Origin of the sequence: Methylobacterium sp. 37f (assembly GCF_023093475.1) — a bacterium.
Lineage (GTDB): Bacteria > Pseudomonadota > Alphaproteobacteria > Rhizobiales > Beijerinckiaceae > Methylobacterium.
Map to the genome: position 1 here is coordinate 55,220 of NZ_JAGHKN010000013.1, position 20,947 is coordinate 76,166.

General features: G+C 68.9%; 16 protein-coding genes. 9 read left to right on the forward strand and 7 right to left on the reverse strand.

Features of this window, described 5'->3' with window-relative positions; all coding sequences use genetic code 11:
• Positions 1 to 111: 111 nt before the first annotated feature.
• From J7U37_RS11110 to J7U37_RS11135, 6 genes are all read left to right on the forward strand, one after another.
• Complete coding sequence (locus tag J7U37_RS11110; protein WP_247635794.1) at positions 112 to 1,170, forward strand: branched-chain amino acid ABC transporter substrate-binding protein; 1,059 nt, start codon at positions 112 to 114, stop codon at positions 1,168 to 1,170.
• A 209-nt stretch (positions 1,171 to 1,379) separates the two neighbouring features.
• Complete coding sequence (locus J7U37_RS11115) at positions 1,380 to 2,492, forward strand: ABC transporter substrate-binding protein (RefSeq protein WP_247635746.1); 1,113 nt, start codon at positions 1,380 to 1,382, stop codon at positions 2,490 to 2,492.
• A 418-nt stretch (positions 2,493 to 2,910) separates the two neighbouring features.
• Entirely contained in the window at positions 2,911 to 4,371 is a 1,461-nt protein-coding gene (locus J7U37_RS11120; protein ID WP_247635747.1) for a deoxyribodipyrimidine photo-lyase, read from the forward strand.
• A gap of 127 nt (positions 4,372 to 4,498) precedes the next feature.
• The gene (locus J7U37_RS11125) at positions 4,499 to 5,818 is read left to right on the forward strand and encodes a chloride channel protein (RefSeq protein WP_247635748.1); all 1,320 of its coding nucleotides are present in this window, start codon (positions 4,499 to 4,501) and stop codon (positions 5,816 to 5,818) included.
• Positions 5,819 to 5,892: 74 nt separating this feature from the next.
• Positions 5,893 to 6,072, forward strand: coding sequence for a DUF1328 domain-containing protein (locus J7U37_RS11130; protein WP_056183226.1), 180 nt, complete (start codon positions 5,893 to 5,895; stop codon positions 6,070 to 6,072).
• A gap of 13 nt (positions 6,073 to 6,085) precedes the next feature.
• Positions 6,086 to 6,949, forward strand: a complete 864-nt coding sequence (locus J7U37_RS11135) for an SDR family oxidoreductase (RefSeq protein ID WP_247635749.1) — start codon at positions 6,086 to 6,088, stop codon at positions 6,947 to 6,949.
• Positions 6,950 to 7,259: 310 nt separating this feature from the next.
• Here the strand turns inward: J7U37_RS11135 and J7U37_RS11140 are convergent, their stop codons facing one another.
• Complete coding sequence (locus tag J7U37_RS11140; RefSeq protein ID WP_247635750.1) at positions 7,260 to 8,933, reverse strand: lysine--tRNA ligase; 1,674 nt, start codon at positions 8,931 to 8,933, stop codon at positions 7,260 to 7,262.
• Between the two features lie 334 nt (positions 8,934 to 9,267).
• Here J7U37_RS11140 and J7U37_RS11145 point away from each other — a divergent pair, with 334 nt between their 5' ends.
• A complete protein-coding gene (locus J7U37_RS11145; RefSeq protein WP_247635751.1) occupies positions 9,268 to 10,434 on the forward strand; it encodes an MFS transporter in 1,167 nt (388 codons plus the stop codon).
• Positions 10,435 to 10,647: 213 nt separating this feature from the next.
• Here the strand turns inward: J7U37_RS11145 and J7U37_RS11150 are convergent, their stop codons facing one another.
• A complete protein-coding gene (locus J7U37_RS11150; protein ID WP_056487476.1) occupies positions 10,648 to 11,469 on the reverse strand; it encodes a transporter substrate-binding domain-containing protein in 822 nt (273 codons plus the stop codon).
• Positions 11,470 to 11,613: 144 nt separating this feature from the next.
• Between J7U37_RS11150 and J7U37_RS11155 the strand changes: the two genes are divergently transcribed.
• Entirely contained in the window at positions 11,614 to 13,476 is a 1,863-nt protein-coding gene (locus J7U37_RS11155) for a glycosyltransferase (RefSeq protein ID WP_247635752.1), read from the forward strand.
• Positions 13,477 to 13,488: 12 nt separating this feature from the next.
• Here J7U37_RS11155 and J7U37_RS11160 read toward each other — a convergent pair whose 3' ends face one another.
• From J7U37_RS11160 to J7U37_RS11170, 3 genes are all read right to left on the reverse strand, one after another.
• Entirely contained in the window at positions 13,489 to 14,373 is an 885-nt protein-coding gene (locus J7U37_RS11160) for a dihydrodipicolinate synthase family protein (protein ID WP_247635753.1), read from the reverse strand.
• 68 nt (positions 14,374 to 14,441) lie between these two features.
• Positions 14,442 to 15,023: an SCO family protein gene (locus J7U37_RS11165; protein WP_247635754.1), complete on the reverse strand. Its 582-nt coding sequence runs from the start codon at positions 15,021 to 15,023 to the stop codon at positions 14,442 to 14,444.
• A 140-nt stretch (positions 15,024 to 15,163) separates the two neighbouring features.
• On the reverse strand, positions 15,164 to 15,523 hold the full coding sequence (locus J7U37_RS11170) for a metalloregulator ArsR/SmtB family transcription factor (RefSeq protein WP_247635755.1): 360 nt from the start codon (positions 15,521 to 15,523) through the stop codon (positions 15,164 to 15,166).
• Positions 15,524 to 15,647: 124 nt separating this feature from the next.
• On the opposite strand from J7U37_RS11170, the gene J7U37_RS11175 reads away from it, so the two are divergent.
• Positions 15,648 to 16,607 carry an acyl-CoA desaturase gene (locus J7U37_RS11175; protein ID WP_247635756.1) on the forward strand — a complete coding sequence of 320 codons (960 nt, stop codon included), beginning with the start codon at positions 15,648 to 15,650 and terminating at the stop codon, positions 16,605 to 16,607.
• 55 nt (positions 16,608 to 16,662) lie between these two features.
• Here J7U37_RS11175 and cysG read toward each other — a convergent pair whose 3' ends face one another.
• Both cysG and J7U37_RS11185 read right to left on the reverse strand, forming a co-directional pair.
• On the reverse strand, positions 16,663 to 18,156 hold the full coding sequence (gene cysG / locus J7U37_RS11180; protein ID WP_247635757.1) for a siroheme synthase CysG: 1,494 nt from the start codon (positions 18,154 to 18,156) through the stop codon (positions 16,663 to 16,665).
• 39 nt (positions 18,157 to 18,195) lie between these two features.
• Positions 18,196 to 20,868 carry a nitrate reductase gene (locus tag J7U37_RS11185; RefSeq protein ID WP_247635758.1) on the reverse strand — a complete coding sequence of 891 codons (2,673 nt, stop codon included), beginning with the start codon at positions 20,866 to 20,868 and terminating at the stop codon, positions 18,196 to 18,198.
• Positions 20,869 to 20,947 lie beyond the last annotated feature (79 nt).

Here is a 20,947-nt window from a genome sequence, read left to right on the forward strand (position 1 = left end):
AGCGAGGTCGACCGAGGCGTGAGACGGGGCGGGATGAGGTTCAGACGCGCGGCCCGGCGCTTCGGGCTTGCGGGCGGCTTGGCTGGCAGCCTGTTCCTCGTCGCCGGCTCGATGGTCGGAGCCACCCCGGCCCTGGCCGACGTGGTCATTGGCGTCGCCGTTCCGCGCTCCGGCGCCTATGTTGCGGTCGGCGAACAGGTCCTGCGCGGTGTCCAGGCCGCGGCCCGCGATGCCAATGCCAAGGGCGGCCTTGATGGCCAGACCATCGTTCTCGACGTGCAGGACGATGCCTGCGACTCCAACAAGGCCGTGGCGGTGGCCAACCACTACGCCACCCAGGGGGTGCGCCTCGTGGTCGGCCACGTCTGTTCGAACGCGTCGCTTGCCGCCTCCGAGGTCTATGCCGCCAACGGCACGCTGATGATCACCGCGGCCTCCGTCGCCGCCAAGCTCACCGACCGGGGTCTGCCGACGATCTTCCGCGTGTGCGGGCGCGATGACGATCAGGCCAAGCTCTCGGCCACCGTCCTCGCCGAGCGGTTCCGCGACAAGAAGATCGCCATTCTCAACGACCTGACGCCCGGCTCGCGCAACCTCGCCGCCGCCACCAAGGAAAATCTCAATCGCATCGGCATCAACGAGGCCATCGCCACTGCCTTCGCGGCGGGCGATGCCGATGATGCCGCCCTCGCCGATCGCCTGAAAGAGGCCGGGATCGCGGTCGCGTATTACGGCGGGGATGCCCGCGAGATGGGGCGTCTCGTGCGGATTTCGGCCGAGCGTGGCTTCAAGCCGCAATGGTTCGGGACGTCCGCCATCGCCACTCAGGAATTCGCCACCATCGCGGGGCCAGCGAGCAACGGCGTGCTGATGACCTTCTATCTCGACCCGCGCCGGAAGCCCGAGGCCGCTGCCGTGGTCGCGGCCTTCAAGGCCGAAGGTGTCGAGCCCGAGGGATCGACGATCTATGGCTACGCCGCGCTGCAGGCCCTCGTGGCGGCCGGCAATTTTGCCCACACGACCGACTCGAAGCGGATCGCCGCCACCCTGCACGTGGAGCGCTTCGACCTCGTCCTCGGTTCGGTCGGTTTCGACAGCAAGGGCGACGTCACCGCCCAGGGATACGTCCTCTACGTCTGGAACGACGGCACCTTCACGTACGCCAAATAGTGTTCACGGACATCAGCTCGTGTCCGCTGGCGTGATTCATGGCGTCGAAACGTCCCTGTGAGGATGCCATTCGGGTCGGCGGGAACTGACATTCTGACGTTTCGGGATCGTTTCCGGCCTTTCATCGGTTCGTGAACGGCGAATCTTCAGGCCATCGATCGGCCCGGACGCGCCGCGACGGGACGTTCGAGAACTTTCAGCGAGACGTCATGCCTCCATCCTCCGCAGGTCCCTCCACCGGGCGCCGTGCTCTCCTCTCCGCAGGGCTTGGCGGCGCGGCATCCCTCCTGGGGGCGCCTGCGCGCGCCGAGGCTGCGCCGGAACTGCGCTGGCGTCTCGCCTGCGCGTTTCCGAAGAATCTCGATATCTTGTTCGGTGCGACGGAAATGCTGGCCCGGCTCGTCAGCGAGGCCACCGACGGGCGCTTCCAAATCCAACCCTCGGGGCCCGGCGAACCCGTACCTGCCGAAGGGGTCCTCGACGCGGTGAGCGCGGGTACGGTCGAGATGGGCTACGCGTCGGCGACCCTGGGGGCGTCCAAGGACCCGACCTTCGCCCTCGCCACCGCCCTGCCCTTCGGCCTCAACGCGCGCGGCCAGGGCGCCTGGTGGCTCCAGGGCGGAGCCGCCGACCTGTTCGGCGAGATCTTCGCCAAGCACGGTCTGGTGGCCCTGCCGGCCGGCAACACCGGTGCGCAGATGGGCGGATGGTTCCGCCGCGAGGTGAAGACACTGGCGGATCTCCAGGGGCTGAAGCTGCGGATCGGTGGGCTTGGCGGCCAAGTGTTGGTCAAGCTCGGTGTCGTGCCGCAGACCACGCCGGGGTCGGACCTCTACGCCGCCCTGGAAGCCAAAACGATCGATGCGGCCGAGTGGATCGGACCCTACGAAGACGAGAAGCTCGGACTGCAGAAGGTGGCCCCGACCTACCATTATCCCGGTTTCTGGGAAGGGGCGTCGATGCTTCACCTCTGGTTCAACGCCGAGGCGTGGAAGGGACTGCCGAAGGCGTACCGCGCCATCCTGCAGGCTGCCTCCGCCCAGGTCTATGCCGACGTGCAGGCGAAGTACGACGCGCGCAATCCGCGGGCCCTGCGTCGCCTCGTGGCTGGCGGTGCGCAGTTGCGTCCCTTCCCCCAGGACGTGATGGAGGCAGCCCTGAAGGCCGCCAACGACGTCTATGGCGACATCGGCGCCAAGAATGCCGACTTCAAGCGGATCTACGAGGCGATGAAGGTGTTCCGGAACGAGGAATATCTCTGGTTCCAGGTGGCGGAATACACCTACGACAACTTCATGATCCGGGCGCGCGCCCGTGGGTGACGGGGGCGCGACAGAAAAAAGGCCGCTCCGAAGAGCGGCCCGAAGTCTAGGGAGGAAACGCCCAAGGAGGGCAGCGGGACCGCGACGCCATCGCGTTCCCGCAATGCACAATCTGATCCTCCTGTGGAGAATTGCAAGGTGAATAGGGCAGCACTCGTGTCTCTTTTCGCGAGGCGCGATCGGTTGCTCCATTTCTGTATCAAAAATGTCGCATCTGAGCAGCCGCAAATGCTCGCTTCCTGGATCGGGTGCGATCTGAAGTGAAGACACGATAACGGGCTGTTCGAATTCAGCTTTCGTCGTTCTGTCTATTCTTCTCCGTAGAGCGGCCCTCCGCGCGAGTGGGCCTTTCTGCCTCCGGCGCCGGATGGATTTGGCGCTCGATCTTTCAGCACGATTCGGGAATGGGTGTCGGCCGATGGCGATACAGGCGGGACGGGTTCGAATTCTCAACGATGTCGAGCCCCGCGGCGACGGGCGCTACGTGCTCTATCTGCTGCAACAGGCAAACCGCGCCCACCACAACCCGGCTCTGGAATGGGCCGTCGAGGAGGGGAACCGGCTCGGTCTTCCCGTGCTCGCCTGCTTCGGGCTGCTCGACGGCGCCAATGGGTTTCCCGAGGCCAATGCCCGGCACTACGCCTTCCTGCTCCAGGGTCTCGCCGATGCGGCCTTGGGCTTCGAGGCACGCGGCATCGGCTTCTGCCTGCGCAAGGCCTCGCCCGCCGCGATTGCCATTGACCTCGCGAAGCAGGCGGCCGTTCTGGTTCTGGACCGGGGTTATCTCGCCATCCAGAAGCGCTGGTACGATGAGATCGCCGCCGCCGTCGAGACCCGAGTCGTACAGGTGGAGGGTGACGTGGTCGTCCCGGTGGACGTCGTCTCGAGCAAGCACGAATACGCGGCCCGCACCTTGCGCCCGAAGCTGCACAAGCATCTCGACGACTACGTGGCGCCCCTCGCTGCCCGCACGGTGAAGCACAGGGCCGGGGCGGGTCTGCCCCGTTCCGAGGTCGACATCGCCGATCCCGACGCGGTGCTGGCGGGCATGAGCCTCGACCGCGTGGTGGGTCCGGTGCGCCGCTTCACCGGTGGCGAGACCGAGGCCCGCCGGCGGCTCGCGGCCTATCTCGACGGCCCGTTCGCGCAGTACGGAAGCGACCGCAACCGCCCGGAAGCCGGGGCGGCCTCGCACATGAGCCCCTACCTGCATTTCGGGCAGATCTCACCCGTCGAGATCGTGCTGGCGGTGCGCGCGGCGAAGACCGGCGGCCGAGAGGACAAGACGGCCTATGTCGAGGAGGTCGTGGTCCGTCGCGAACTGGCGATGAATCACGTCCATCATACGGAGGGCTACGACGACTATGCCCGCGCCGTCCCCGAATGGGCCCGGAAGGTGCTGGCCGAGCACGCGGCCGACCCGCGTCCCAGGACCTATACCGAGACGGAACTCGCCGAGGGCAAAACGCACGACGTCTACTGGAATGCGGCTCAGGCCGAGATGCGCGAGACCGGCTACATGCACAACCATCTGCGCATGTATTGGGGCAAGAAGATCCTCGAATGGTCGCCCTCGCCCGAGGAGGGCTTCGCCCGCACATTGCGACTCAACAACCGCTACTTCCTCGACGGCCGCGACGCGAATTCCTTCACCAACGTCGCCTGGGTCTACGGCCTGCACGATCGGCCCTGGGCCCGCCGCAAGATCTTCGGGACCGTGCGGTACCAGAGCGAGAATTCTCTTCGGAAGTTCGACGCCAAGGCGTATCTCAAGACCGTTGAGGCCCTCTGTCGGGCGGAGGCGGAGGGAAAGGACGGGCACGCGAAGGTACGGCCCTTGCCTGAGCGCTCCGCTCGCCGCACCAAGGGCTCGTCCTGAGCCTCGCCGTCCGTCCTCGTTTCACTTCCGGGACCGAATGCTCCGAATTCCGACCCCCCGGCGCGCAAAGCTCCTGCGCGCCAAACTCATTCACGGAAAGGTCCTGCCTGCCAAGGTCCTGCCAGGGATGCAGCGGCTGCGTGGCGCGACGCAGGACGCCTTCGGGGTGTGGCGCCATCGACTGCTGTTCCTTGCCGGCGGCGTCGGCGTCGGGCTGGCGGCGGTGCTCATGGCCTGGCTGGCCGATGCGGCCCAGGGAGGCTTTCGGCAGGTGCTGGCGCTCTCGCCGCTGGTGGCCCTCGGCCTTACCCCGCTCGGCTTCGCGCTCTGTGCCTGGCTCGCCCGCGACGTGTTTCCGAACGCGCAGGGGTCGGGCATCCCGCAGGTGATCGCTGCGCGCCAGACCCGGCAGGTCGCCCTGCGCCGCTCCCTTGTCTCGCTCAAGGTCGCGATCGGCAAGATCGTGGTGATGAGCCTCGGGCTGCTGTTCGGTGCCTCCACCGGGCGCGAGGGCCCGACGGTGCAGGTCGGGGCCGCGATCATGGCGGCGGCCGGTCACCTGACGCCGGAGCGGGTTCCGGGCCTGATCCTGGCGGGTGGCGCGGCCGGCGTCGCGGCTGCCTTCAACACGCCGCTCGCTGGCATCGTCTTCGGCATCGAGGAACTCGGCCGGGCTTACGAGGCGCGCACCGGCGGACTCATCGTCGCCGCCATCGTAGCGGCGGGGCTGACCGCCATGGCGCTCACCGGCAACTACACCTACTTCGGCACCTCCGACGCCGCCCTGCCCTTCGGTCCGGGCTGGATCGCCATCCCGGTGATCGGCGCTCTCGGCGGCCTTGCCGGCGGTGGGTTCGCCCGCATCGTCATCCTGTTCGCGCGCGGCCTGCCGGGACGCCTCGGGGCGGTCATCGCCAGACACCCGATCGCCTTCGCGGCGGCCTGCGGCCTCGGAGTCGCCCTGTGCGGCCTCATCTCGGGCGGCGCGGTCTACGGCACCGGCTACGAGGAGGCCCGCGCCCTCCTGCACGGCACCGCGGCGAGTCACGTCGATTTCGCCCCGCTGAAGTTCCTGGCGACCCTGTTCTCGGCGATCAGCGGTATACCCGGCGGGCTGTTCGCCCCCTCCCTCAGCATCGGAGCCGGCCTCGGCGCCGCCTTCCAGGGGTGGTTCTCGGGGGTGCCCGTGGCTGCCCTCGTCCTGATCGGCATGGTCGCCTACCTCACCGGGGCTCTGCAGGCGCCGATCACCGCCTTCGTCATCGTCACCGAGATGACCCAGGACCATGCCCTGATGATCCCCCTCATGGTGGCGGCTCTGATCGCCGACGCGGTCTCGAAGGCAGTCTGCCGCGAGGGGCTCTACCACGCCCTGGCGCACATCCTTCTCGAGCGGCACGGCACGGAGGGGCGCCCGAGCGCGGCCGCATCTCCGATGCCGTCGTAAAACAGCCGAGCTTGGGCGGAACGCTTGCGGCTCAGGGCGGTTATCGCTCGGTTTCGCGAGCTGGAGTATTGCGCATGACCCTTTTGAAATGGGCCCTCATCTGTTTCGTGATCTCCCTGCTCGCGGGTGGTCTCGGCTTCACCGGCATTGCCTCGGGCGCCGGCTCCCTGGCCCGCATCCTGTTCGGTCTGTTCCTGGTGGTGGCCATCATCATCGTGATCGTCGCCTTCGCCATCGGGCAGGCGGTGTTCTAGTCCGTACGCGCCGATGCCGGACCGGATCGCTCTCGTCACCGGTGCCACCTCCGGCATCGGCACCGAAACGGCGCTCGGCCTCGCCCGGGCCGGGTACCGGGTCGGCATCGTCGGCCGGGACGCCGGGCGCGTCCGTGAGACCATCAAGCGGTTTCGCGAAGAGGTATCGCGTGGAGAGGTCGACGGCTTCACGGCCGACCTCTCGTCCCAATCCGAAATCCGTCGCCTCGCAGCGGAGGTCCGGGTAAGATACCCGCGTCTCGACGTACTCGTGAACAATGCCGGTGCGATCTTCGACCGCTACGCCGTGACAGGGGATGGCATCGAGCGCACCTGGGCGCTCGATCATCTCGCCTACATGCAGGTCAGCCTCGAACTTCTGGATCTTCTGAAGGCCAGTGCGCCGGCCCGCATCGTCAATGTCGCCTCGGCGGCGCATCGGCGCGGTCGCATCGCCTTCGATGACATCGGCCATACCCAAGGCTACAGCCCCGTCACGGTCTATTCCCAAGCCAAGCTCGGCAATGTGCTGTTCAGTGCCGCCCTCGCGCGCCGTCTGGCCGGGACCGGTGTCACCAGCAACGCCCTGCACCCCGGCGTCATCGCCAGCGGGTTCGCCGCGGGAACCGGCGGCTGGTTCGGCCTCGGCTGGCGCCTGATCCGGCCTTTCATGGCCGATCCGGTTTCAGGAGCAGCGACGTCCATCCATGTAGCGACGGCACCGGAGACGGCGGACACGACGGGGCTCTACTTCGTTCGCAGCCAACCGGTGGCGACCTCCGCCCGGGGCCGGGACGTGGCGTTGCAGGAACGGGTCTGGGCCATGAGCCTGAGCCAGCTCGGCCGGTCGGACATTGGCCCTGGAGCGACCCGCTAGCGCAAGGGATGCGGATTTCATGCACTGCACGCATAGCCGCTCCCCCAAGGAGACAATTGCATGGTGCGGTGCGGGATGGCATTTGGTGGCCATGCACCGCGGCGATGGCGTCGCCGCGGTGTGCCCTTCTTGGGCGTTTCCTCCCTAGACTTCGGGCCGCTCCCTCACAGGGGCGGCCTTTTTTCTGTCCAGGCGATGGCGGTTTATCCTTCGGATGCCGCGGAGACAAGCACAATTGTGCGAAAGCGCACGTCATGCCGCACACATTATCCTGCGCCGGCGCCCAAGGGCGCCGGCGCAAGGCGGTTCATCAAGCCGCCGGTGCTTCGGGCAGGAAGGCTCCTGTCAGCGCCGTGGCGATCAACGCCCGGGTCTCGGTGACGCCGTAGAGGGCGATGAACGAGCCAAAGCGTGGGCCGCGTGCCTCTCCGAACAGCACGTTATAGATCGTGCTGAACCAGGCCTGCGATACGCCGGGGCGCCCATCCGGGCTCTTGGCCTTGCCCGACAGGTCAGGGAAATGTCGGCGGCCGACCTCATAGACCACCGCCTGCAGCCCCTCCGGATCACCCGAACCCGCATGTGCGGCCAGCGTCTCGGAGAGGTCCTCCAGGGCGGCCCGTTCCGCGTCCGTCGCGGCCCGGTAGGTCTTGGCCGGTCGCACCAGATCCCGGAAATACGCGAGCGCATGGCCGACGAGTCGGTTCAGCACCGGGTGGGTCTCAGGGCCCACCTCCGGGTCGTAGCGACGGATGAAGCCCCAGAGCACGGCCGGATCCTCGGTGTTGGCTACCGCCGCGAGGTTCAGCAGCATGGCGAAGTTCAGGGCGCCGCCCTTGCCCACGGCCTCGGCCGCTGGCGGATGGCCGCCATGCAGGTGCCAAACCGGGTTGCCGAGCTTCTGGGTCGCCTCCTGGGCCGGATACTTTTCGAGGAAGCCGAGGTAGTCGTCGACCTGACGTGGGATCATCTCCACGAACAGACGCTTGGCCTCGCGGGGTTTGTTGTACATGAACAGTGCAAGGCTGTCGGCGGTGCCGTAGACCAGCCAGTCGTCGATCGAGAGGCCGTTGCCCTTCGACTTCGAGATTTTCTTGCCGTCCTTGTCGAGGAAAAGCTCGTAGTTGAAGCCCTCCGGCGGTTCGCCGCCCAGCGCTCGGGCGATCTCGCCCGAAAGCTTCACCGAATCGATGAGGTCCTTGCCGGCCATCTCGTAGTCGATGCCGAGCGCCACCCAGCGCATGGCCCAGTCGGGCTTCCACTGCAGCTTGGCATGCCCGCCGGTCACCGGGGTCTCGTAGGCCTCGCCCGTCTTCGGGTCACGCCACACCAGGGTGCCGGCGTTCACCCGCACTTCGTCGATGGCCACCTGCATCACCTCGCCCGTCACCGGGTGGATGGGCAGGAACGGGGAGTAGCTCGCTGAGCGTTCGGCCCGCAGCGACGGCAACATGATCGCCATCACGGCCTCGTAGCGCTCCAGCACCGTCATCAACGCCGCATCGAACAGACCGGCCTTGTAGCATTCGGTCGCCGAGCGGAATTCATAGTCGAAGCCGAAGGCGTCGAGGAAGCGGCGCAACTCGGCGTTGTTGTGTGCGCCGAAGCTGTCATGAGTGCCGAACGGGTCGGGCACGCGGGTCAGCGGCTGATTCAGGGCGCCGATCAGCATCTCCTTGTTCGGCACGTTGTCCGGCACTTTGCGAAGGCCGTCCATGTCGTCCGAAAACGCGATCAGCCGCGTCGGTACGCTGTCCTGGGTGAGCACCCGGAAGGCGTGCCGGACCATGGAGGTCCGTGCCACCTCGCCGAAGGTGCCGATATGCGGCAGGCCCGACGGCCCGTAGCCGGTCTCGAACAGGATTTCGGATTTCGGACGACGCTCCAGCCGCGCCACGAGCTTGCGCGCCTCCTCGAAGGGCCAGGCGGCCGCGGTGGCCGCCGCCGCGATGAGATCCGGGTCGAGGTGGAACGGGGACGACATGAGACAGCGTCAGTTCTGCAAGGATGATCAGGAAGGTCGGCACCGTAGGGAGGGTGACCCGGAGGGTCAACGCGGAGTGGTCTCGCGACGCGCAGGGTTCTGGTCGCGCCGAGGCCGGCGCTTTCGATCCGACTCAGCCTCGCCGCATCTATGTCGCGCGTCGCGGGCGGACACAGGGCGACTCAGGTCTTGGTCGCTGATCTGCGTCGGCAGCCGAGCCTAACGATCCTAGCTCCGTCTCGACGGCGGGTCGGCTTCACACCTTTGCCGCGTCGACCTGCGAAACGTCGTCTCGCATCACGATGCGCTCAGGCTGCCCAGCCCCCAAGGCTTCATGACGTCGAACCCCCGATCCGCGATCGCCCGTCCGCATATGCGGATGAACGGCGCCCCCGAAATTCGTGCCACCCGCCTGCTGTTCCTCATCGTGGGGTTCGGGGTTGCGGCCTGGGCGCCTCTGGTCCCCCTCGTGAAGGCCGGGGCCGGCCTGGACGACGCGACCCTCGGGATGCTTCTCCTCTGTCTCGGCATCGGCTCCCTCGCCACGATGCCGATGGCAGGCGCTCTCGCACAAAGCTTCGGTGTCCGCCCGGTTCTGACGCTCGCCGTCGTCACCACCGGTTCGGCGCTGTTGGCGTTGTCCCGCGCCACAGATCTCGCGGTCCTCGCCGTCGCCTTGATTGGGCTCGGGATCGGGCTCGGCCTGCTCGATTGCCTGATGAATCTTCAAGCGGTGGTGGTGGAGCGCCGCGCCGGGCGGCCGATGATGTCGGGCTTCCACGGGCTCTACAGCCTCGGCTGCATCGTGGGCGCCGCCGGCTTCAGCGCCCTCCTGAGCCTCGGCCTGACACCGCCGGCCGCGACCCTGGCGGTGGTCGCCGGCATCGCGGTTGCCTTCCTTGCCGCCCTGCCGGGACTTCTGCCCAGCGAAGGCGGATCACGCGGCCCGGCCTTCGCGGTGCCGCGCGGCCCGGTGCTGGTGATCGGCCTCCTGTGCTTCGTGGTCTTTCTCACGGAGGGGTCGGCCTTGGACTGGAGCGGCATCTTCCTGATCCAGGAGCGGGGCCTTGCGCCAGCCCAGGCCGGCCTCGGCTACGCGGCCTTCTCGTTGACCATGACCCTCGGCCGGCTCACCGGCGACGGTCTCGTGCACCGGCTCGGCCGCCGCCGAATCGTGGTCCTGGGCGCCCTGCTGGCAGCCGCCGGGCTCGTCCTGGTGACGACCGTGCCGCTCTGGCCGGTGACGCTCCTGGGCTATGCCCTAGTGGGGGCGGGGTGCGCCAACATCGTGCCGGTGCTGTTCACCGCCGCCGGGCGGCAAGCCTCGATGCCCGCCGCCCTGGCGATTCCCGCTGTGACCACCCTGGGCTATGCCGGCGTGCTCGCCGGCCCGGCCGCCATCGGAATCCTGGCCCACGCGACCAGCCTGACCTGGGCTTTCCTCGCGGTAGCCGTCCTCCTCCTCGGCGTCGCGGCCGGGGCGGGGCGGCTGCGCGACTGAGGCTCACGGACGAGGCGCTGAGGATATCGTTGCACTCTCGTCAGGCCGGCTCAGCTGAACCATCCGGCTGCGCAGGGCGGATGCGCCAGCCTACTGTGAGCAACCGGGTCCGGACTGCCGCCCAGGCGACGAGCCAGCATGACGGAACGGCGAGGGAAGTCGCATGGGGATATTCCGTACGCCGCCTGCAAACGAATGACGCGCCCTGGATGCCTAAAACGGGCTCACCGGGAAGAACCGCAGATACAGCTCCGCATACTTGCCTTCGTCCCACAGTCGCTGCAGCGCGTCGTCCAGCGCCCGGGACAGGACGGGGTCGTCGGAGCGGGTGACGAGGCCGATGCCCTCACCGAAATAGCGGTTCTCGAGGTAGTCGCCGCCTAGGAAGGCGCAGCAGCCCGCGGCTTCGACGCCGCCGATCCAGAGGGCGAGGTTGAGCCCGTCGGCGAAAACGTAGTCGACCTCGCCCCGACGCAGAGCCGCCTCGGCGGTGGCGAGGTCGGTGAAGGGCTTCGCGGCCGCCTTGGGGAAAAAGGCCGTCAGGTAGGCCGCGTGTGCGCTGCCGCCGACCACGCCGACGCTCTTCTCGGCCAGGGCCGCGGCGGAGGGAACCGGCAGGCCCTTGTCGGTGCGCGCGACGAAGCGGGCCGGCCAGCGGAAGTACGGACGGGTGGCAAGGAAGCGCGCGCGCAGGGTCGGAGTCAGTGGGATCGCGGCGGCGACGACGTCCCCCTGCCGGTCGGCCAGGGCGTCGAGGAGGGTGTCGAAGCGGCGGGCCTGGACCGTGCAGGACATCGCGAGCCGCTCGCAGACGGCCCGGGCGAGTTCCACGACGAAGCCGGTGGGAGAGCCGTCCGGTCCGGCGAAATGCAGCGGCGGGAAGTCGTCGTCGGTGAGGAAGCGGACCGTGCGCGTACCCGGCTGTGATTCCATCCGTTCCTGGCGTGAGCGCGGGTTCCAGAAGTTCGGGATCGAGACGCCGTCGGCTCGTGCGGTCGGGGCGTTCCCGCCGCAGATCAGCGCTGCACCCAGGATGAAAGCAGTGACTCGGCTCCGCCGACGCCTTGCCTTCCGGTCATCGCGCGCGGAAGTTGTAAATGTGGCGCACGAGTTGTGCGTGGATGCGGTCTGGCTCACCGCGTCTCCCTAGCACATCCTCGGGCTCTCGGGAGGTCGCGCGTGGTGTCGCTGCTCGGCTTCAGCGCTCCCGGCGGCGGGAATGCTGCGCTTCCGCCGGAGATCGCGTTCCTGGCCCGGCAGGGATTTGACCCGGAACGCCTGGCCGAGGCCGCCGCCCTGGCTCGGGCCTGCGGCACCGACGCCGCCACCGCGCTGATCCACGCGGACCTGATCGGCGAAGAGACCTATTACCGCCGGCTCGCCCTGGCCCTCGGCGTTCCGTTCCTCGTCGGCGACCTCCTGCGGCTCGGGGATGGGACCTGCTATCCCGACAGCCTCGTGGCTGGCCTCGCCCCCCTGGCGTGGCCAGGGCCGGCAGCCTTCGTGCGCGCGCCGCGCGGACCCGCCATCGCGGCGCTCCTATGCGATGGCACCGCCGACGGCGAAGGCTATGCCATCACGACGCCGCGTGCCCTGCGCGATGCGGTCTTTGCCGCCAACCCCACCGGGATCGCGACCTACGCCGCCGACAGCCTCCAGCGGCATCGTCCCGACTGGGCCTTCGAGTCCGGGACGCAGGGGCCGCGCCTCGCCCTCGTGGGGCTGATGTTCGGGGCGGCGTATCTCGGAGCCGAGTTCATCCCCGGCGCGATCCTGATCGGCACCTGGACCGTAGTGCAGCTCGGCTTTCTCGTCATGGTGACGTTCCGCATCGCCGCCGCCGCCGTCGAGCCCGATCCGGTCCCCGAGGCGCGGCTGCCGGATACGGCATTGCCGGTCTACACTGTACTGGTGGCACTCCATCGCGAAGCGCGGGTTGTGCCGCGCCTCGTCGCCGCCCTGGCGCGGTTCGATTACCCGGTGGCGAAGCTCGACATCAAGCTCGTGATCGAGGCCGACGACACGGAGACCGGCGACGCCCTGGCGGCGGCCGCGCTGCCGGCCCGGTTCGAGATCATCCGGGTGCCGGGGGGACTGCCCCGCACCAAGCCGCGTGCCCTCAACGCCGCTCTTCCGCTGGCGCGCGGAGCCTGCCTGGTGGTCTACGACGCCGAGGACGTGCCCGATCCGAATCAGCTCCGCGCCGCCGCGGCCCGCTTCGCCCAGGCGTCCCACAAGGTCGCCTGCCTGCAGGGCCGCCTCGTCATCGACAACATGGATGACGGCCGCCTCACCCAGTGCTTCGCCATCGAGTATGCGGCGCTGTTCGACGTCCTGATTCCGGCCCTCGCCTCCTGGTGCATTCCGATTCCGCTCGGAGGCACCTCGACCCATTTCCGGACCGACATTCTCCGAAGCCTGCACGGCTGGGATGCGTGGAACGTTACCGAGGATGCCGATCTCGGAATTCGCCTCGCCCGGGCAGGCTACCACGTGGCGGACCTGCCCAGCGATACGCTGGAGGAGGCGCCTCGGGCATTCCGGCCCTGGCTGCACCAGCGCACCCGCTGGATGAAGGGCTTCCTGCAGACCAGCCTCACCCATGCGCGGGCGCCGCGCGACACGGCCCGCCAGCTCGGCATCCTCGGTACGCTCGGCGCCATCGCGCTGGTTCCCGGAACCGTGATCTCCGGTCTGGTCTATCCGTTCCTCATGGGCCGGGCGGCCTACGACTTCGCGCTGTTCGTATGGAGCGGATTCCCGGCGCCAGGCGGCTTCTGGGCGAACCTTCCCGCCGGGGCGTCGGTGACGCTGTTCATCGCCGGATTGCTGGCCATGCTGCTGCCCGCCGCCCTCGGCTGCGTCCGACGCGAGTGGTTCGACCTCCTGGCGGTCGTGCCCTGGATGCCGGTGTACTTCCTGCTCGTCAGCCTCGCCGCCTGGGCGGGCCTGATCGAACTCATCCGCGCGCCGAATCGCTGGAACAAGACCGAGCACGGCCTCGCCCGCACCTCCCGCTCCGGTGCCCTGCATCCGCGTTGAAGAGGAGCGCGGTCAGCTCAGCTCGAGGGTCGCCAGCGTGTCCGCGATCTGCCGCCGGACCTCCTCGGTCACGGGGAGGATCGGGCGCGGCGGCTCCGCTCGGCAGAGTCCGAGAAGATCGGCACAGGCATAGGCGACCCGCAGGCTCGAAAACGTCCGGAACAGCTCCCAGAGCGGTGCCAGCCGGGCGTTGAGGCGTCGCGCCTCGGCCGCATCCCCGATCTCGACCGCGCGGGTGATCGCCAGAGCGGACCTCGGGAACAGCCCGGCAAAGACGCTGTACCAGGCCTCGCCGCCCGCCAGCAGCGCCTCGACCGCGTTCCAGTCTCCGCTGTAACCGAGGGTGAATTCGGCCGGCACCGCGGCGCGCAGCACCCGAACGTGCTCCGCCGCGGCTTCCGGCTCGGGGGACGGGCTCTTCACCGCGACGATGCCCGGAACACGGGCGAGGCGGCCGACGAGCTCCGGGGTGAACCGGAAATGGGTGGTACCCGGATTGTCGTAGAGGCAGAGCGGCAGGCCGGAATCCCGCGCCACGGTCGCACAATGCTCGAAGACCTCGTCCTCGGTCAGGGGCGTATAGGACATGGCCGCGAGGAGGCCGGCCTGGGCTCCGGCGCCCTTTGCGTCCTGGGCCATCCGCACCGCCTCGTCGGTGCGCAGGGCGCCGACCCCGACGAGGAGCGGCACCCGGCCTGCTATCGCCTCGACGGCAGCCTCCACGGCCCGGCGGCGCTGGTGGCGCGCCAGGAAGGGATAGGTGCCGGTGCTGCCGAGAAGGCCGATCGAGCCGACGCCCGCCTCCACCAGGGGCTGCAGGATGGTCCGCAGGGCGCCGAGGTCGACTTGGCCATCGGCGTTCGAGGGGGTGATCGGGAAGGCCGACAGGACGGTCATGGTCGCTCCGGGGCAGAGAGAGGAGGCCGGCGCGTGCGCCGTTCCGCGTCAGCGTGAGGCCAAGGCGCTCACAGCATCTTGGCGAGTTCGGCCGCCGCCTCCTGGGGTGGGCGGGCGAGATTGAGGGCGTTAAGGAAGCGGTTCTGGCCATTCATCACGTAGACGAGGGCGGTGTGCTCCAAGGTGTAGTCGCCATCCTTGGTCGGCACCTTGCGGACATAGGCCCGGTAGGCCTTCACCGCCGCCTTCACCTCCTCGGGCGAGCCGGTCAGGCCGACGATGCGCGGATCGAAGCTCGCCAGGTAGGTCTTCAGGGCCTCCGGGGTATCGCGCTCGGGGTCGACGGCAATGAACAGGGCGCGGGTGTCCTTCCCCTTCGGCCCGAGGGCCTGGAGCACGTCGCCGATCTGCTGCAGCGTCGTCGGGCACACGTCCGGACAGTGGGTGAAGCCGAAGAACACGAGGTGCGTCCGGCCCGCATAGTCGCGCTCGGTGACGCGCTGCCCGTCCTGGTTGGTCAGGGTGAAGGGGCCGCCGACGCTGCTCGTCCCGGCCTCCTGGGTCCGCGGCGCCAACACCACGAAGGCAGCGACGCAGAGCCCCACGAGGCCGACCACGAAGGCGATGAGGGGCAGGAGCGTGCGACGCATGGGACGGCCTTGCAGTCGAGGGAGATGGCGGCTTCAGACCACAGGCGCCGCCCCCGGGCAATCCGCCAAACCGTCGCCGGTTGGTGCCGGGACAGCGCCGACACGGCACCGCCAAGACGCCGGAACCCTCGACCGACTCCTCAGCCCGGCGGCGGCTCGTCCGCGTCGGGCTTCGTCTTGATCCGACTTTCTGCGGCCCGACTCTCGGCCAGGGTCGCGCTCTCCCGCCGGATCGGGCGGGCGATCGGACAGGCCTCCTGCACGAAGCCGTTGAGCGTGTTGAGAAGGCTATCCTCAACCTGCCGGTAGAACACGAATTGCCCGCGCTTCTCACCCACGATCAGCCCTGCCGATTCGAGCACCGAGAGGTGCTGCGAGATCGAGGGCTTCGACATGGAGAAGCGCCCGGCGATTTCCCCCGCGCTGAGCTCGGTATGGGCGAGATAAGCGAGGATCTGCCGTCGCACGGAGGAGGACAGGGCTTCGAAGACGCGCTGCATGGTTTCTCAGAGGGCTGAAGGCGCACCGGATCACCGGGCTCCCGGCATTTAAGCGATAAGCTAATTATTGACAAGCGCACCATTAATTGATTAGGTAATTCACGAAATACAATAGGTAGGCACCATGGCATGTCTCTCCACCCCGCGGCTCCTCGCAGATTCCACGACCTCGGCCACCGAAGGACGCGTCGCCTGGGCGCCTGCGCGTTCCCTCTGGGTCGGTGGCATGACCCTGGCGGCACTCGTCCTCGCCCCGCTCCACGTCACACCCGGCTCGGTAGTGCTGTTTCTCGTCACCAGCGCCGTCACGCTCTGCGCCGGGCATTCCATCGGGCTGCACCGACTGCTGATCCACCGCAGCTTCTCGGCGCCTCTCTGGGTCGAGCGCACGCTCATCTATCTCGGCACGCTGGTGGGCATGGCCGGTCCACTCGGCATGGTGCAGCTTCACGACACCCGAGACTGGGCGCAACGCCAAGCCGCTTGCCATCCGCTCCATGCGCACCGAGCCACCCTCCTGCGCGATGCCTGGTGGCAGATGCATTGCCGCCTCGTACTGATGCATCCTCCGCGCTTCGTGCCGGAGGACCGATTGTCCCGGGACCGCACTCTGGCCTTCCTGGAGGCGACATGGATGGCTCAGCAGTTACCCTGGGCGCTCCTGTTCTTCTGGATTGGCGGAATGCCGTGGCTGCTCTGGGGCGTGCCGGTCCGGATCGCCGCGAGCCTTACCGGGCATTGGCTCGTCGGCCATTTCACCCATGGCCGGGGTCCACAGGGCTGGGTCGTCGACGGCGCGGCAGTCCAAGGCCATGACCTGCCGGCGGCCTCACTCGTCACCTTCGGCGAGGCTTGGCACGGCAATCACCACGCCTGGCCGGACTCGGCCCGCCTCGGGCTGGAGCCCGGTCAGCACGATCCGGGCTGGTGGCTCCTTCTGGCTCTTCGCCGGCTGGGGCTGGTCTGGGGCCTCAAGCAGCCAGGCGCCCTGGAACCGCGTGCCGGGCTGCGGCGGGTCGCACCGGAGATCATGCCGCATGCTCGCCGCGACGCCGACGGCGCCTGTCGGGCCGTGTCGGCCTAGCAGGACGCTCCCTCACGGCCGACGACCTGATCCAGCCCCGACCGAGTCCCCGCCCTCAGATCGCGAGCTTGCCCGGTTCGATCGCGGCGATCGCTGCCGCCGCACCCATCCGCCGCAGGGCCTCGCCCACCATGAGCAGGGCTGGCCCTTCATGGCCCGAGGCCTCGACCCGGTCGGCGAGGTCGGCCGCGCTGGCTTCCACCACCTGCTGGTTCGGACGGGTGGCGTTGAAGACGAGGAGGGCCGGGGTCGTCGGTGCGAGCCCCTCGGCGATCGCCCGCTCCAGCAGGACACCCAGCGTCTTCTTCGGCATGTAGACCACGGTGGTGACGCTCGGATCGGCGAGTGCACCCCAGTTCAGATCCTCGGGCAGCGCCCCGCGCCGGTCATGTCCGGTGACGTATTGCAGGCGCCGCGCCGCGTCGCGGTTCGTCAGCGAGACGCAGAGGGAAGCCGCTGCCCCCTGCGCGGCCGAGATGCCCGGCACCACGCTGATGGGAATGCCGGCGGCGCGGCAGGCATCGATCTCCTCGCCGGCCCGCCCGAACACCAGAGGGTCGCCGGATTTCAGGCGTACCACCTGTTTGCCGGATTTGGCCAACTGCACCATCAGCGCGTTGATGTCGTCCTGGCGGCAGGAGGGGCCATGCCCGGTCTTGCCCACCAGCATGGTGCGGGCCTCGCGGCGGGCATAGTCGAGGATCTCAGGCGCCACGAGATCGTCGTAGAGGATCACGTCGGCGTTGCGCAGCGCGCGCAGCGCCTTGAGGGTGAGGAGTTCAGCATCGCCGGGTCCGGCGCCCACCAGGGTCACCGCGCCACCCTTCGGCGCGGCCTCGGTCTCGCCCAGCAACTCGGCGAGATCGGTTGCGGTCGGCGTGCGATCGGGCTCCGCGAAGGCGCGATCGGTAAAGCGCTCCCAGAAAGCGCGGCGGTCCGAGAAGCCATGGAAGCGGCTCGTCACCTCCTCGCGCCAGTCGCGGGCGGCGCCGATCCAGGCCTTGAACCCGCGCGGCAGCATGCCCTCGATCCGAGCGCGCACAGTCTGGCCGAAGACCGGGGCGGCACCCTCCGTGGAGATGCCCACCACCATGGGCGAGCGGTTGACGATGGCGCCGAACTTCACGTCGCAGAGATGTGGCCGGTCGACCGCGTTGACGATGGCGCCGGTCTTCCGGGCGGCGGTGACGAAGGCGACACAGTCCGCCTCGTCCTCCATGGCGCCGATGCAGAAAGCGGACCCAGCGAGGTCGTCCGGATGCCATGGGCGCTCATGCAGGGTCACGGAGCCCGCGACGATCTCGCCTGGCACGGCGCGCAGCTCGTCGCTCGGCTCCGGCGCATAGACGTCCACGTGGGCCCCGGCGGCGGCGAGCAGCTTCACCTTCCAGGGCGCACCCCCGTTCGAGCCGGCCAGCACGGCCCGCTTGCCCTGAAGCGGCACGAAGACCGGCAGCACCGCAAGCGGCTCCAGGCCGGCAGGGCTGCCGCCGCGAGTCGATTCATTACCGGCGGGCCGGGTTTCACGGGGAATACGGGGCGTGCTCATGAGGCTCGGAGATGGGTGTCGATTCGGCCGAAAGTGAGCCTATGCGGCGTTGCGCGCAAGCGCCTCGGGCAGCAGCTTGCGGATCTCGGGGATGCACGAGCCGCAATTCGTGCCGGCCTTGCAGGCTGCGCCCACGGCCTCCACGGTGCCCGCCCCCGCCGCGATGACCCCGGCGATGACGTCGAGCCCGACGCCGTGACAGGCACAGACGGTCGGGCCGGCCGAGGCGGTCTCGGCGCGTCCCGACAGGAGGGAGCGTCGGGCGGCAGGGTCCGGTTCGGTCTCCGCAAAAAGGGCCTTGGCCTCCTCCCAACTCGGACGGGCCTCGGCGGGCGCGAGGGCGAGGCAGGCGACGAGGCGCCCGGCCTCGTAGACGGCGCAGCGGTAGCGCCCGCGCGCATGGTCGGCATATTCGGCGAGCTCGTGGCCCTGGAACAGGCCCCGCATCATCAGCGCCACGGCGCGCGAACTTTCCTGCGTGGCGAATTGCAACCCCGAGCCGCCCGCAATCGTGGCTCGGGCCCACCACCAGCCCTCGGGCAGCGCCTGCTCCCCGCGGGTCAGCAGGAAGCCGCGGTTGCGGTAGGGCACCAGCGCGATGCCGGCCGGTGTCGCCTTCAGTTCCGGCTGGCCGGAGACCGGATCGGGAATGCCCCGCACCAGGGCGCCGACGCGGGCATCCGAGGCGGTGGCGGCGCTCCAGTGGAAGGTCGCGAACAGGTTGCCCGGCCGCACGGCATCGGTGATCATCGTCTCCAGGGTCACGGTGCCGTGCGGCGTGGCGATCCGGGCGAGGTCGCCCTCCCTTAGCCCGAGCGGCACGGCGTCGTCGGGGTGGATCTCCACGAAGGGCAGCGAGCGATGGGCCGAGAGGCGCTGGCTCTTCCCCGTGCGGGTCATGGTATGCCAGTGATCGCGCACGCGGCCGGTGTTGAGGACGAGGGGGTAATCTTCGCTCACCGCCTGTGCGAGGGCCGGGGGCTGAACGGCGACGAACCGGGCGCGCTTGTCGAAGGTGTAGAACTGGCCGTCGGCGAAGAGTCGGGCGCGGGCCTTGCCACGCTTCGGCAGCGGCCATTGCAGCGGCGTCGCGGCCGCATAGGCGGTATCGGCCAGGTCGCTCAGGGCTCCGATGTCGAAATCCCGGCTGCCGTTGTTCTCGAAGGCCGAAAGGCTGGCATGCTCGCGGAAGATCGCCGCGGCCCCCGAATAGGCGAAGGCCTGCGCGTGGCCGAGGCGCTTGGCGACGTCGCAGACGATCTGCCAATCGGCCCGAGCCTCGCCGGGGGCTTTCAGGAAGCCGCGCTGGCGCGAAATCCGACGCTCCGAATTCGTCACCGTACCGTCCTTCTCGCCCCAGGCGAGGGCGGGCAGCAGCACGGTCTTTTTCCCCGTCGCCCGTGCGCTGTCGCTGTCGGCCACCGCTTCCGAGACGACGTAGAGGTCGAGGGACTTCAGGCTTTCGCGGATGAGGTCGGCGCGCGGCATCGACACGATGGGGTTGGTGCCCATCACCCACAGAGCCTTGATCTTGCCGCGCTCGATCGCCTCGAACAGGGCGACCGCCTTCATGCCCTCGCCCGTGATGATGTTGGGGGCCGACCAGAAGCGGCGGACCCGGTCCACCTCCTCGGGGGTGAAGTGCATGTGGGCGGCCAGCATGTTGGCGAGGCCCCCGACCTCGCGCCCGCCCATGGCATTGGGCTGGCCGGTGAGGGAGAACGGGCCGGCGCCGGGCTGGCCGATGCGGCCGGTGGCGAGATGGCAGTTGATGATCGCGTTGCCCTTGTCGGTGCCCTGCGCCGACTGGTTCACCCCCTGCGAGAAGGCGGTGACGACCCGCTTCGTGCGGGCGAACAGCTCGAAGAAGCGCGCTACGTCGGTCTCGGACAGGCCGGTGGCGGCCGCAGTGGCGGCCACCGTCGGCGCGATGGCGCGCGCCCGCTCCAGGGTGCCGTCGAGGCCCGACGTGTGGTCGAGGACGAAGCGGTAATCGAGGGAGCCGGTGCTGGCGAGATGGACCAGCAGGCCGGAAAACAGCGCCGTGTCGGTGCCGGGCTTCAGCCCGAGGAAGAGGTCGGCCTCCTCGCCCGTCTGGGTGCGGCGGGGGTCGATCACCACCAGCTTGGTGCCGCGCTTGGCGCGGGCATCCACCATGCGGCGGAACAGGATCGGGTGGCACCAGGCGGTGTTCGAGCCGACCAGGACGATGAGGTCGGCCTCGTCGAGGTCCTCGTAGCAGCCCGGCACGGTGTCCGAGCCGAAGGCGCGCCGGTGGGCCGCCACCGCGCTCGACATGCACAGGCGCGAGTTGGTGTCGACGTGCGGGGTGCCGAGGAAACCCTTCGCGAGCTTGTTGGCGACGTAGTAATCTTCCGTGAGCAGCTGGCCCGAGAGATAGAACGCGATCGAATCCGGCCCGTGCTGCTCGGCGATCCTGCGCAAAGATCCCGCGACCGTGCCGAGGGCGGATTCCCAGCTCGCGCGGATGCCGTCCACCTGCGGGTACAGCAGGCGATTGTCGAGGGAGAGCGTCTCGCCGAGCGCCGAGCCCTTGGAGCAGAGGCGGCCGAAATTCGCCGGGTGTCCGGTGTCGCCGGCAATGTCCGCGCCGCCCTGCCCGTCCGGCGTGGCAAGCACGCCGCAGCCGACACCGCAATAGGGGCAGGTGGTCTTCACGGGAGAGGGCGGCGCCTGGACGTGCGCGTTCATGGCAGGATCCTCGGCGTATTTTTGATGGTGCCGTTTGCAGCAAGAGTCGGGCCGAGGCGAAAGCCCACCCCCCCTCTCC